Source organism: Acinetobacter sp. 1124_18A (genome assembly GCF_052824995.1).
Genome location: NZ_VTDF01000001.1, coordinates 831,186 through 843,899, shown reverse-complemented (window position 1 = coordinate 843,899; position 12,714 = coordinate 831,186). Strand labels below are relative to the sequence as shown.

Here is a 12,714-nt window from a genome sequence, read left to right as displayed (position 1 = left end):
AAGACACTGCAATATGCAGTGTCTTTTTTTAATAAATTTTATTAGCGAACAATACCACGCTCTGATTTTTCAACAGAGTCAATTAATAACTGAGCTTCTGGAACATTCGGAAGAATATCGCTTTTAATCTGTGCAACAGCTTGAACAGAAGTAAGCCCTGATTTAAAAATTAATTTATAAGCCTCTCTGAGGCCTTGAATTGTATTTTTAGACCAACCCTTTCTACGCATCCCTTCGATATTAATACCAAATGCATGGGCTGGGTTACCAGAAGCCATAACGTAAGCAGGTACATCCTTTAAAATTAATGATGCCCCACCCACCATACTGTAAGAATCGATTTTACAGAATTGATGAATGCCCGAATTACCGCCAATAATGGTGTGATCGCCTATGTGTACATGTCCAGCAACACCAACATTATTCGCAAAAATATTATGGTCACCAACAATACAATCATGTGCAATATGAGTATTAACCATCAATAGGTTATGACTTCCTATTTTAGTTAAAGCATTATCTTGCACAGTTCCTCTATGTAAACTGCAATGTTCACGAATTAAATTATGATCGCCAATCTCTAACCAAGTTTCTTCACCTTGATATTTCAAGTCTTGGCAAACTTCACCAACACTTGCGAACTGGAAAATCTCATTATTTTGACCAATTTTGGTAAAACCACCCACCACTACATGTGAATGTAGCTTAGTACCCGCACCAATAGTCACGTTTGGACCGATAACGCAATAAGGTCCTATCTGGACATCTGGAGCAATCACTGCAGATGGATCAATAATGGCCGTAGAATGAATTAAGTCGTGATTGCTCATGCCTGCTCTGTTTTTTGGTGTGAAATCATAATTTCAGCGGTTGTTGCTACAATACCATCCACGGTAGCCGTACAATTATATTTGTAGATACCGCGTTTTTGCATTACTAATTCAGATTTTAATACAAGTTGGTCACCAGCAACTACTTGTTTTTTAAATCTAACTCTTTCAGCACCAGCAAAGAGGAATAAAGAACCTGGTTTTGGCGTTTCGTTGTTCATAATAAATCCTAGAACACCTGAAACTTGAGCTAATGCTTCTACAATTAGAACACCAGGCATAATTGGATATTCTGGGAAATGTCCCTGTAGGAACTCTTCATTGATAGAAACATTTTTATAACCAACAATACTATTGTCAGTAACTTCAGTCACACGATCAACCAATAAGAATGGGTAACGATGCGGCAAATATTGACGAATCGTTTGAATCTGCATTGGTAATTCAGGGATGGCAAATTTAGGTGTAGTTGACTCGGTCATAATATTCTATTTACGCAAATTAAAGGTTGATTCAAGAGACTCTATTTGAGCTTGTATATGATCAAGTCGTTTAGTGATTTGGGTCAATGGCACATCTGCTAATTGTCGTAAGCGTACAATTGTCTTTTTCCAATGACTATTTTCAAACAATCCAATTCCTGAAGAGTAAGTACCAGCTTCAGAAATATTTTTTGTGACCATTGACATTCCAGTCAAGGTCACATTATCAGTAATAGAAAGGTGCCCTGACACACCACAAGCCCCTGCTAAAATACAGTTTTTGCCAATTTTAACACTACCAGCAATTCCACACTTAGCAGCGATAGCCGTATTTGAACCAATATGAACGTTATGCGCGATTTGCACAAGGTTATCAATAATTACCCCATCTTCCAAAATTGTGTTGTCCAGTGCACCTCGATCAATACTACAATTTGAACCAATGCGAACATCATTACCCACAATAACCGAACCCAATTGAGCAATGCGATGCCACTTTCCTTGATATGGTGCAAAGCCAAAGCCCTCACTACCAATTACAGTACTTGCATGAACTCGCACACGATCAAATAATTTAGATCTACCAGTAATAGTGACATGGGCATCAATAAAACAATCTTTTCCAATTTCCACATTATCGTCCAGTCGAGTGTGAGACTGAATAATTGTGTTATCGCCGATCACACAATTTTCGCCAATTACGACATAATGACCAATATATGCTGTTTCAGAAACGATCGCAGAAGGATGAATTTGAGCCGTACTTTCTATACCTACTGATGTAATTTTTTTATCAAAAACATGCGTAAGTATAGCAAAAGCTAAATAAGGATTATCAACAATAATAAAATTTTGCTTGTCAGTAAGCTGTTCTTTAATAAGGCTTGTAACAATGTACGCACCTGCACGGCTAGCCTTTGCTTGATCAATATACTTTTCGCCATTCACGAAAGCAATTTGATGAGTTTCCGCATTTTCTAAACTTGCTAAGTTTAGAAATTGAAGGCTACCCGTACCTACTAACTCACCATTTACTAGGTGAGCTAGTTCATCTAAACGATAATGTTGCACTTTCATTAATTTATTTCATTGAATTAACCTTTTGTATCATTTTATCAGTTAAATCATACTTAGCGTCATAGGCAACGGTTGAATTTTTATTCAAAATGAAGTCAAGATTATTTTCTTTTCGTAATTGCTCAGCTGCTTGCTTCACACGAGTCTCAAAAGTTGAGTTCATTCCTTGCAAACTAGTTTGAACTTTAGACTGCAAACCTTGTTGAGTAGAATTAAATTCATTGAGTTTTGTTTGATATTGCGCTTGGAGCTTTTTAATATCATCTTCTTTCATTTTTTGCCCTTGAGTTTGGGCTTGACGTTGAAGACCTTCCAATTCTTTACCCAACTGCTCAAGACGAGTTGTGGTTGGCTTAACTGACTGATTTAAACTTGCGTTTTGTTGTTTCAAATAAGCACTGCTTTCAACAACTTTAGCAAGATCAATAACACCATAACCTGCAGCATTAGTCATAGCAGAAACTGTCAAACCCAGTCCTAACATTAATATATTTAATTTTTTCATTTAACTTTGTGTCCTTATTTCGTGTTTAGTCCAGTCGTACTTAGAAAGTACGACCGATTTCAAACTGGATCTCTTTAGTTTCATCACCAGGCTTATCATTTAGAGGGAATGCATAGCTAAGAGATAATGGTCCGATCATAGTGATCCATGTGAAGCCAACACCTACGCTATAACGCATATTACCTAAGTCGAAGCCATAGTTATCTTCACAGTATTTTTTAGCATCTGCAATTTGCTGACCATTCATAATCATAGAATAAGAACCAACGTTACACTTGGTATCAAATACCTGACCGCCTTCAGCAAATAAAACTGGACGTACTTGGCGAGTCCAATCTCCTTTGAATGGCAATGGTAAAGCAAGCTCTGTACCAAATTGCACAAGAGCGTTACCACCCACATCTTCTGGAGAAGAGTCATCTTTTTGCTCTTCTTGTAAATTTACACTTGAATATTTCGGACCCAAGGTGCTGTTATCATAACCACGGACAGAGCCATAGCCGCCAGCATAGAAGTTTTTATAGAATGGCAAATCATTACCATAGCCTAACTTACCATAGCCACGTAGCACAAAACCTGTAGTACCAATAGGAAAGAATGCCTGAGCATCATAAGTTGCTTTTTGGTATTCAACATCACTACCTGGTAAACCAATTTCCAGACCTACACGATGAGACATACCTGAGGTTGGGAAAATTGGGCGGTTTAATGTGTTATATGACCAACCTAAATTCAGGTTATAGGTAAAGAACTCACCTTCAAAAGCATTATCATAAGTTCTTTCGCCACCTTCCTTACATTTAGTGCCGGTGATAACACCATTTTCTTCTATAGGAATTTGATTCTCAATTGGGCAATAGGTCTCTGTACCTGTTGCTTTACCACCATTTGCCTTCAAGTAGTCACGGACATAGGTAGAAACAAAGGCACCTGTGGTTACTTTAGTATTATCAATACCAACTGAAGCACTTAAACTTTGATTTTCATCAATTGGATAACCAAAACTTAAACTACCTCCAAAACTATCGGTAACGTAGTTATTAACGTTATAGTCCTGATTAAGTTTCGTTTTACGATAGTAAACGTTATAACCACGGCTTACCCCATCAATTGTAAAGTAAGGATCAGTAACGCTTAAGTTATAGTAATCTTGAGTTTCAGAACGAGATAAATCGATCGCAACACGATTACCCGTTCCCATAAAGTTAGTTTGACTCAAACCTGCTTGGAATGTAATACCACCACTTTGTGAGTAACCTACCGCTAATGTGGTAGTCCCCGAGTGTTGTTCTTCAACGTTTACGTTTAAATCCACCTGATCTGGTGAGTTTGGAATACGAGCTGGTTTAATATCAACAGTTTTGAAGAATCCTGTACGCTCTAAACGAACCTTAGACAAATCAATTTTTTCATTACTCGCTAAAGCGCCTTCCATTTGACGCATTTCACGACGTAATACTTCATCGGCAGTTTTACTGTTACCAGTAAAATTAATACGACGTACAGTAACTTGCTGACCTGGATTTACATAGTAATTTAAGTCAACAACACCTGTATCGTTATTAATTTGTGGAACAATATTTACATCTGCAAAGTAATAACCAGCATTACCATATTTACGCAATAACAATTGCTTAACAGCATTTACTTTTTCTTGAGAATAAGTATCGCCATCTTTATAGATTTTTAAAGCTTGTAACTCTTCAGGTTTATAAAGTGCATCACCTAAAAACTTGGTTTGTCCAAATTTAAATTGACTGCCTTCCTCTACGGCAACTTCAATAAAGATGTTCTTCTTATCTTCACTAATATTAAGCTGTGAGTTATTGATATGAAAATTGATATAACCCTTATTCAGATACATCGCACGCAAAGCTTCAAGGCTCGCTGCCATTTTCTCTCTAGCATAACGGTCATTACGAGTTACGATTGAAGCCCAACCGCTTTCTTTAACTGCAAAGGCTTGTTTAATTTCACTGTCTTTAAAAACAGTATTACCAATAATATTGATATTAAAAACTTTAGCGGCTGTACCTTCATTAAAGTTTAATTTAAGTTCAACACGGTTATTTGGACGAGCTATTGTATCAACAGATACATCAGCATCATAACGGCCTTGCTGAGTATATTGCTGCTCTAATTCAGTTTCAATTGTTTGTAAAGCTGACTTCTTAAAAACCTCGCCTTCAGCAATACCCATTTTTTTAAGGCCTTGCTCTAAAGCCTCTTTAGGAATAAGTTTGTTACCCTTAAATTCAAGTTTTGAAATAATTGGTCGTTCAACGACATTAAAAACTAAAGTATCGTTATCTCTTGATGCTTTAATATCGTCAAAAAGTCCAGTGGCATACAATATTCGAATTGCTTCTGCGATCATCGGTTCATTAACGCGATCGCCACTGTTGATTGGCAACATGGTAGAAACATTTGCAGGAGTAAGACGGACTAAGCCATCTACGCGAATATCTCGAACAACGAAATCATCAGCTGCATATGCTTGTTGTACCGCTGCCATAGCGCTAACAAGTGCCAAAGGCATTAAAAAATGTGTGTGCCGCATGCCAGTTTTTTCCAGTAAGTTATAAATCCATATACGTTTACAAACGCATAAAATCGTTAAATAAAGCCAAAAGCATCATACTACCGAGCAGTACCATACCAATTTTTAGACCAAACATTTGTATTTGTTCAGAAACAGGCTTCCCACGAATAGCTTCAATAATGTAATAAACCAGATGTCCACCATCTAGCATTGGAATTGGTAATAAATTTAAAATTCCAAGACTTACACTCATTAAAGCCATAAATGAGATAAAAGTCTGCCATCCCATTTCTGCACTTTGTCCCGCTACTTTTGCGATTGTAATTGGGCCAGAAAGATTTTCTAAACCAATTAAACCTTTAACCATTTTTACTATTGAACTCAATATCATGCTAGAGATTTGACCAGTTTTATCTAGTGACATCTCGAAAGCTTGTATTGGAGTATATTGAATTGTTTGCTTATATTCGTCAGGAATTGTAATTTTTCCCGCATCACTTTTCACGCCCAAGACACCACTCACTTGCCCCATGTTATCTTTTTTTCCTTGAGGCATGACTTGCAAATGGACTAATTGACTATTACGCAACACATCAATATTAAGTAATTTTTCTGGAGAATGTTGTACGACCTCGACAACATCAAACCAGTCTTTCATGGCTTGACCGTTAATTGAAACAATACGATCACCTACTTTCATTCCTTGACGAATTGCAGCTCCATCTTGAGTCAACTCAGTAACAACAGCTGGAATAACAGGACGGTATGGTAAAAAACCTAACACATCTAAAGCTGATTCATTTTGATTTTTTAAGAAATCTTTAATCGGTAAAACAATATTTTTTTCAGTACCTGCACGATCTATATCAACATTTACACTACCAGTCTCACCTACACGGTCAATCAAAGCAAAGTTAAGCTTTTCCCAAGTTTGTGTTTCTTCCCCATCAACAGCAATAATCTTGTCACCGACTTGCATTTGTGCGGTTGCTGCTGGTGAGTTCGGTATGACTTTACCAACTCTAGTGTTCAGTTGTTCTTGTGCGGGTAAGAATAAGATCCAGAAAAGCAAGACAGCAAAAATCAGGTTAATTAAAGGACCAGCTGCAACAATTGCTATACGTTTCCATGGTTTTTGGCGGTTAAATGCATAAGGTAAATCCTGTTCTGCAACATTACCTTCACGCTCATCGAGCATTTTTACATAGCCGCCTAATGGTAAAGCTGAAAGTTGATATTTGATGCCAGATTTTTTTGATGTCCACTTGAGTAATGTAGGTCCAAAACCAATGGAATACACTAAAACTTTAACACCTAGTCTTCGTGCCACCCAATAATGACCGAACTCATGGATTGCAATTAAAGGACCAAGTAAAAGAGCCGCTGCTGCAATCATAAATAATGCACTCATTTCAGCCTCCTATACTTGATATATATTGCTGCGCTACATGTCGTGCTATTTCATCTTTAGCTAAAATGCACTCAATATTTTCAGCAACTGAATTTTCCAATTTTTGCAAAGTATGCTCTACCACTTGTGGGATATTTGTAAATCCAATTTGTTCCTTTAAAAATGCATCAACAGCAACTTCATTTGCAGCATTTAAAATAGTAGGTGCCAAACCTCCCGCACGCATTGCTTGACGAGCCAAATCAAGTGCCGGGAATTTTTGAATATCTGGTGCTTGAAAATTAAGCTGAGAATATTCAAATAAATTTAAAGCAGGAACACTCGTCTGTAAACGCTCAGGCCATGCTAAAGCGTGTGCAATTGGCGTACACATATCTGGATTACCCATTTGTGCCAATGTTGAACCATCCACATATTGCACCATAGAATGAATGATACTTTGTGGGTGGACAACAACTGTAACAAAATGTTCAGATATTGAAAACAAATGGCATGCTTCAATTAACTCTAATCCTTTGTTCATCAAAGTAGCCGAGTCAACTGAAATTTTTTGCCCCATAGACCAATTGGGATGTTTACAGGCTTGCTGAGGTGTAACTTCTTTTAATTGCTCTAAGGAATGGTTTAAAAAAGGTCCGCCAGAGGCTGTTAATAAAATTCTAGATACGCCCTGCTGTGGTTGCCCATTTCTTTCGGCTTCTAAATAATTATGAGGTAATGACTGAAAAATAGCATTGTGTTCAGAGTCTACCGGCAATAACAATGCCTGATGATCACGTGCTGCTTGCATCATGATTTCACCAGACATAACCAAAGCTTCTTTATTCGCTAATAAAACGCGTTTACCAGCTTTCACAGCAGCCAGAGTGGGCAACAAACCTGCAGCGCCAACAATTGCAGCCATAACAACATCAACATCTGGATGCGAGGCAATAGTTACCAGACCTTGCTGATCAACCAAAATTTCAATATTTTGTAATTTATTATATGCAAGTAGAGTTGTTAATTCGGCAACTTTTTGCTCAGGAACAACCACAACTTTTGGTTGGAACTGTTTACAAATTTCAACTAACTCAGAAATTCGGCTATGAGCTGAAACTGCAAACACTGAATACTTATCAGGATGTTGTTTTAAAATTTTTAAGGTACTTTGACCAATGGAACCGGTTACACCTAATATGCAAACAGATTGTGTCATCTATAAATCTACACCAATAAGTTTTAATATATACATTCCCGTTGCAAAAATCGGGGCTGCAGCAAGTAAAGAATCAATACGATCTAACACACCACCATGACCAGGTAGAACACGTCCAGAATCTTTAATACCTGCACGACGTTTAATCATTGATTCAAATAAGTCACCCAAAACTGAACCAAATACTGTAATTAATGACAATATGAGAAACAGAATTTGCTGAATTAAAGTTAAATTTAGATAATGATATTGCACAACTACCATTATTATTACAGTCGTAATAATACCACCGTACAAACCTTCTACTGATTTATTAGGGCTTACAGTTGGAGCTAGCTTTCTTTTTCCAAATTTGCGACCAACAAAGTAAGCACCACTATCTGCGCCCCATACGAGCAAGAACAGATACATTAACCACCATGGTGAACTTTGCCATACTACAAAAATTGAAGTTACCGCAGCGCAGACTAAAATTATGCCAATCACATACAAGGTCGCATTATACCAGCCATCAAATTCAGGAAATGACTTAACCCAATATACACTGACAATCCAAGTCAAAATTGAAGCAGACCACAAAAGTAATGCTATATCGTGGAAAAATAAGGCAACACCTGAAACAAATGCAACAAGCAGACCGTAGCACCAAGCTTTGGGTTTTACAGCATTTGAAGTTTCGCGAGGCATTAATTTATACCACTCATACCCCGCAACCCCTGCTGCAACAATCATAAGAACCAACATTGGATAATGTGATTGCGTAGCAAACATACAGCCTAAAACAACTGCAACAAGTACCAATGCGGTAACAATCCGCTCTAACATTATAAATTCTCTATTTTCTCTTGCTGAATTTGTTCAGATGTTTTACCAAAACGACGTTCACGCCCTGAAAAAACATTCAATGCATGATCGAACTCTTGTACTGTAAATTCTGGCCATAAAGCTTCAGTAAAATACAGTTCCGCATAAGCTGCTTGCCATAACAAGAAATTAGATATGCGATAATCTCCGCCTGTGCGGATTAACAAGTCCACAGCTGGCAGATCGTTTAGACTGACATATTTTTCGAACAAATCAACATTTATTTGATCAGCACCAAATTCACCACGGGAAACGGCCTTTGCAACCTGTTTTGCTGCATTAGCAATGTCCCACATTCCACCATAGCTTATTGCAATAGTGAGAGTCATAGTGTCATGGTGTGCTGTTTGTTGCTCTGCATCTTCCATTAAGGCAACTAAGTGTGAGGATAATCGGGACCGATCACCAATAAAACGCAAAGCAATATTAAATTTCTTCATGCGAGGTATTTGCTCATGAATACTTTCTTCCAGAAGTCTCATAAGCAGATCGACTTCATACTGCGGTCGATTCCAATTTTCACTTGAGAATGCAAAAACAGTTAGAGCACGAATACCAGTTTTTTTACAATGTTCAACGATAGGATCAAGAACATTTTTACCTTCCCGATGCCCATCACCTTTTTGCATTTGATTTTTTTTTGCAAAGCGGTTGTTGCCATCCATAATGATGGCAACATGCTTGGGAAGATGATACTCTTCAGAATCGGTCATAAAATTAGACCTTCATCAATTCTGCTTCTTTCGCTGCAAGACGCTTGTCAACTTCTGCAACATATTTGTCAGTGATTTTCTGAATATCATCACCTGCACGGCGCTCATCATCTTCAGAAATTTCTTTTTCTTTGAGCAATGATTTGATATCACCTAATACATCACGACGAATATTACGAATCGCAACTTTTGCATTTTCTGCTTCATTACGCGCAACTTTTTGCATATCACGACGAGTTTCTTCAGTTAATGCTGGTAAAGGTACACGAATTGCATCTGCGGTAATTGGGTTTAAACCAAGATCACTTTCACGGATTGCCTTATCAATAGCTGAAACCATTGTACGCTCAAATGGCTGAACAATAAGTGTACGAGAGTCTTCGATACCCACGTTTGCTACTTGATTTAATGGCACATCAGAACCGTAGTAAGGAACCATCACACCATTTAAGATTGATGGGTGTGCACGGCCAGTACGAACTTTAGCAAACCCGAGTTCCAAAGACTCTAGAGTTTTCAGCATACGCTGTTCGCTGTCTTTTTTCAGATCGTTAATCATATGATCTACCTTACTTATTTATTCAAAGATATATTTAACAAATTTAATTTAGCGCTAGTATAAAGAGCTTTTGGTAACACGTACATTATTTAGTAACGCGCGTTCCTTCTTTTTCACCCATTACTACTGACAATAACGCACCTGATTTATTCATATCAAAAACTTGCAATGGCACATTATGGTCACGACATAAGCAAATAGCAGTCAAATCCATAACACCAAGTTTTTCATCTAATACCTGATCAAAAGTTAAATGATCGTATTTAACAGCATCTTCAAATTTACTTGGATCTTTATTATAAACGCCGTCTACCTTGGTCGCTTTTAAAATCAAATTCGCTTCGATTTCAATTCCGCGTAAACATGCTGCTGTATCCGTTGTGAAGAATGGGTTTCCTGTACCCGCAACGAAAACACAAACCTCACCTTGACTCAAATGACGAATCGCATCACGACTTGAGTAAGACTCTACCACTGTACCAATTGGCAATGCAGACATAAGACGAGTTCTGATGTTACGACGAACTAGAGCATCACGCATAGCTAAGCCATTCATTACAGTTGCAAGCATACCCATTTGATCGCCTGTTACACGGCCAACTAGACCATCTTTTTGCAACTGACTACCACGGTACAAATTACCGCCACCCACAACGATACCCACTTGCACACCTAAACCAACCAAGTGTGCAATTGAAAGTGACATATGATCTAAAACTTGGGCATCAATACCCATATCTTTATTACCTGATAATGCCTCACCAGATAATTTTAATAGAATACGTGAATAACGAGGGCTAATTGTTTCCGCCATGACTTTGCTCCAAAACCTCTTAAACTGAATGCTCTTTAAATATATTTCGATTAAACCGATTTAATTTTAATTAACTTTGCAAATAAATCGTATTCATCTGCATCGGTAATTTCGACTTCCAACATATCGCCTGGTTTAATAGTGTTCTTATCGATATCTTCTACAAACACATTACCGTCAATTTCCGGAGCATCGGCATAAGAACGTGCAACGGCAACAGGATATTCGTCTTCTAAACCATCGACTAATACAGTCATCGTTTGACCAATACGTTTTTGTAATTTGGCAGCAGATATTTGCTGCTGCACTTGCATAAAGCGCTCGTAACGCTCTTGCTTAATTTCTTCTGGCACATGATCGGGTAAATCATTTGCCGTAGCGCCTTCTACTGGTGAATAGGTAAAGCAGCCTACACGATCAAGTTGAGCTTCAACTAACCAATCCAATAAAATCTGGAAGTCTTCTTCAGTTTCGCCAGGAAAACCGACCACAAAAGTAGAACGGATCACAAGATCAGGGCATTTTTCACGCCATAACTTAATTTTTTCTAGTGTATTTTCACTATGTGCCGGACGCTTCATTAATTTAAGAACGCGTGGGCTTGCATGTTGGAAAGGAATATCAAGATATGGCAGGATTTTACCTTGAGCCATCAAATCGATAACCGCATCAACATGTGGATATGGGTATACATAGTGTAAACGCACCCAGATGCCCAATTGGCCTAGTGCTTCACACATGTCGAAGAATTTTGTCTTAACAGGCTGACCATTCCAGAAGTCTAGTTTGTACTTGGTGTCTACGCCATAAGCTGATGTATCTTGAGAAATAACCAAGATTTCTTTAACACCGGCTCTTTTAAGAGCAGCAGCTTCTTCTAATACACTACCAACTGGACGAGAAACCAAGTCACCACGCATACTTGGGATAATACAGAAGGTACAACGATGGTTACATCCTTCAGATATTTTTAAGTAGGCATAATGCTTTGGTGTTAAGCGAATTCCTTGTTCAGGAACCAAATCAATAAACGGATTATGTTTAGGTGGTGCTGGTACATATTCATGCACAGCTTCCATTACATCTTGATAAGCTGCTGCACCAGTAACCTTTAAAACGTTTGGATGCATTTGACGAATTTTATCTTCATCTTTACCTAAGCATCCAGTAACGATCACTCGACCATTTTCACTCATGGCCTCGCCAATTGCATCTAGCGACTCTTGTACCGCAGATTCAATAAAACCACAGGTATTAACAACGACTAAATCAGCACCATCATAATCTGATGCAACTTGATAACCTTCAGTCTTTAACTGAGTTAAAATTCGTTCAGAATCTACCAATGCCTTAGGACAACCTAAAGAAACAAAACCGACTTTGGGGGTCTTCATGAATCTGCGCTCCACTTGAATGCGCGTATTGTATGTCTTTTCTTGCCTCAAGCATAGGTGGAAAGGCTACTCTTTGTGTAATGCACCAAAATACAACCAACATTTGCACCAAAACTCACCTTTGCACCAATTTAGATCATGTTATTATCTAAACTTGAGCTATCCGTTTTGATCAAAAGATATAAAGAACGATTTCAGCGCGTTTTTAAGTACCTTAAAACTTTAAAATAACCCATAAACAAAGTTGGCGTATATTTTGCATCGTTCATGTTCTATAACGGTGAAAATCCGATAACCAATGAAGATGCCATTGCGCTATTTTAAG

At 37.9% G+C, this 12,714-nt stretch carries 12 protein-coding genes; all 12 read right to left on the bottom strand.

The window, feature by feature from the left end:
• Positions 1–41: 41 nt before the first annotated feature.
• The 12 genes from lpxA to rimO all read right to left on the bottom strand — a co-directional run bounded on the left by lpxA (position 42) and on the right by rimO (position 12,389).
• The gene (lpxA, locus tag FY048_RS04115) at positions 42–830 is read right to left on the bottom strand and encodes an acyl-ACP--UDP-N-acetylglucosamine O-acyltransferase (protein ID WP_016137890.1); all 789 of its coding nucleotides are present in this window, start codon (positions 828–830) and stop codon (positions 42–44) included.
• Entirely contained in the window at positions 827–1,312 is a 486-nt protein-coding gene (gene fabZ / locus FY048_RS04110) for a 3-hydroxyacyl-ACP dehydratase FabZ (RefSeq protein ID WP_003652176.1), read from the bottom strand. Before fabZ ends, lpxA begins: the two co-directional genes overlap by 4 nt.
• A gap of 6 nt (positions 1,313–1,318) precedes the next feature.
• Positions 1,319–2,389 carry a UDP-3-O-(3-hydroxymyristoyl)glucosamine N-acyltransferase gene (gene lpxD / locus FY048_RS04105; RefSeq protein WP_446090227.1) on the bottom strand — a complete coding sequence of 357 codons (1,071 nt, stop codon included), beginning with the start codon at positions 2,387–2,389 and terminating at the stop codon, positions 1,319–1,321.
• A 4-nt stretch (positions 2,390–2,393) separates the two neighbouring features.
• Positions 2,394–2,894 (bottom strand): OmpH family outer membrane protein, encoded by a 501-nt coding sequence (locus FY048_RS04100; RefSeq protein WP_004643108.1) that lies wholly within the window; start codon positions 2,892–2,894, stop codon positions 2,394–2,396.
• 40 nt (positions 2,895–2,934) lie between these two features.
• A complete protein-coding gene (gene bamA, locus FY048_RS04095) occupies positions 2,935–5,454 on the bottom strand; it encodes an outer membrane protein assembly factor BamA (protein ID WP_446090226.1) in 2,520 nt (839 codons plus the stop codon).
• Positions 5,455–5,491: 37 nt separating this feature from the next.
• Positions 5,492–6,847: an RIP metalloprotease RseP gene (rseP, locus tag FY048_RS04090; RefSeq protein ID WP_016137886.1), complete on the bottom strand. Its 1,356-nt coding sequence runs from the start codon at positions 6,845–6,847 to the stop codon at positions 5,492–5,494.
• A 1-nt stretch (position 6,848) separates the two neighbouring features.
• Positions 6,849–8,045 carry a 1-deoxy-D-xylulose-5-phosphate reductoisomerase gene (ispC, locus tag FY048_RS04085; protein WP_016137885.1) on the bottom strand — a complete coding sequence of 399 codons (1,197 nt, stop codon included), beginning with the start codon at positions 8,043–8,045 and terminating at the stop codon, positions 6,849–6,851.
• The gene (locus FY048_RS04080) at positions 8,046–8,870 is read right to left on the bottom strand and encodes a phosphatidate cytidylyltransferase (RefSeq protein WP_016137884.1); all 825 of its coding nucleotides are present in this window, start codon (positions 8,868–8,870) and stop codon (positions 8,046–8,048) included.
• A complete protein-coding gene (gene uppS / locus FY048_RS04075; RefSeq protein ID WP_016137883.1) occupies positions 8,870–9,622 on the bottom strand; it encodes a polyprenyl diphosphate synthase in 753 nt (250 codons plus the stop codon). The genes FY048_RS04080 and uppS overlap by 1 nt, the downstream gene beginning before the upstream one ends.
• Before the next feature lie 4 nt (positions 9,623–9,626).
• Positions 9,627–10,181: a ribosome recycling factor gene (gene frr / locus FY048_RS04070; protein ID WP_016137882.1), complete on the bottom strand. Its 555-nt coding sequence runs from the start codon at positions 10,179–10,181 to the stop codon at positions 9,627–9,629.
• Positions 10,182–10,266: 85 nt separating this feature from the next.
• Entirely contained in the window at positions 10,267–10,995 is a 729-nt protein-coding gene (gene pyrH, locus FY048_RS04065) for a UMP kinase (protein ID WP_003652185.1), read from the bottom strand.
• A gap of 50 nt (positions 10,996–11,045) precedes the next feature.
• Positions 11,046–12,389 carry a 30S ribosomal protein S12 methylthiotransferase RimO gene (gene rimO / locus FY048_RS04060; RefSeq protein WP_016137881.1) on the bottom strand — a complete coding sequence of 448 codons (1,344 nt, stop codon included), beginning with the start codon at positions 12,387–12,389 and terminating at the stop codon, positions 11,046–11,048.
• Positions 12,390–12,714 lie beyond the last annotated feature (325 nt).

What these genes read in the sequence shown, in the direction of transcription:
- lpxA (WP_016137890.1), bottom strand. Translation starts at nt 830, where the DNA reads ATGAGCAATCACGACTTAATTCATTCTACGGCCATTATTGATCCATCT.
- fabZ (WP_003652176.1), bottom strand. Translation starts at nt 1,312, where the DNA reads ATGACCGAGTCAACTACACCTAAATTTGCCATCCCTGAATTACCAATG.
- lpxD (WP_446090227.1), bottom strand. Translation starts at nt 2,389, where the DNA reads ATGAAAGTGCAACATTATCGTTTAGATGAACTAGCTCACCTAGTAAAT.
- FY048_RS04100 (WP_004643108.1), bottom strand. Translation starts at nt 2,894, where the DNA reads ATGAAAAAATTAAATATATTAATGTTAGGACTGGGTTTGACAGTTTCT.
- bamA (WP_446090226.1), bottom strand. Translation starts at nt 5,454, where the DNA reads ATGCGGCACACACATTTTTTAATGCCTTTGGCACTTGTTAGCGCTATG.
- rseP (WP_016137886.1), bottom strand. Translation starts at nt 6,847, where the DNA reads ATGAGTGCATTATTTATGATTGCAGCAGCGGCTCTTTTACTTGGTCCT.
- ispC (WP_016137885.1), bottom strand. Translation starts at nt 8,045, where the DNA reads ATGACACAATCTGTTTGCATATTAGGTGTAACCGGTTCCATTGGTCAA.
- FY048_RS04080 (WP_016137884.1), bottom strand. Translation starts at nt 8,870, where the DNA reads ATGTTAGAGCGGATTGTTACCGCATTGGTACTTGTTGCAGTTGTTTTA.
- uppS (WP_016137883.1), bottom strand. Translation starts at nt 9,622, where the DNA reads ATGACCGATTCTGAAGAGTATCATCTTCCCAAGCATGTTGCCATCATT.
- frr (WP_016137882.1), bottom strand. Translation starts at nt 10,181, where the DNA reads ATGATTAACGATCTGAAAAAAGACAGCGAACAGCGTATGCTGAAAACT.
- pyrH (WP_003652185.1), bottom strand. Translation starts at nt 10,995, where the DNA reads ATGGCGGAAACAATTAGCCCTCGTTATTCACGTATTCTATTAAAATTA.
- rimO (WP_016137881.1), bottom strand. Translation starts at nt 12,389, where the DNA reads ATGAAGACCCCCAAAGTCGGTTTTGTTTCTTTAGGTTGTCCTAAGGCA.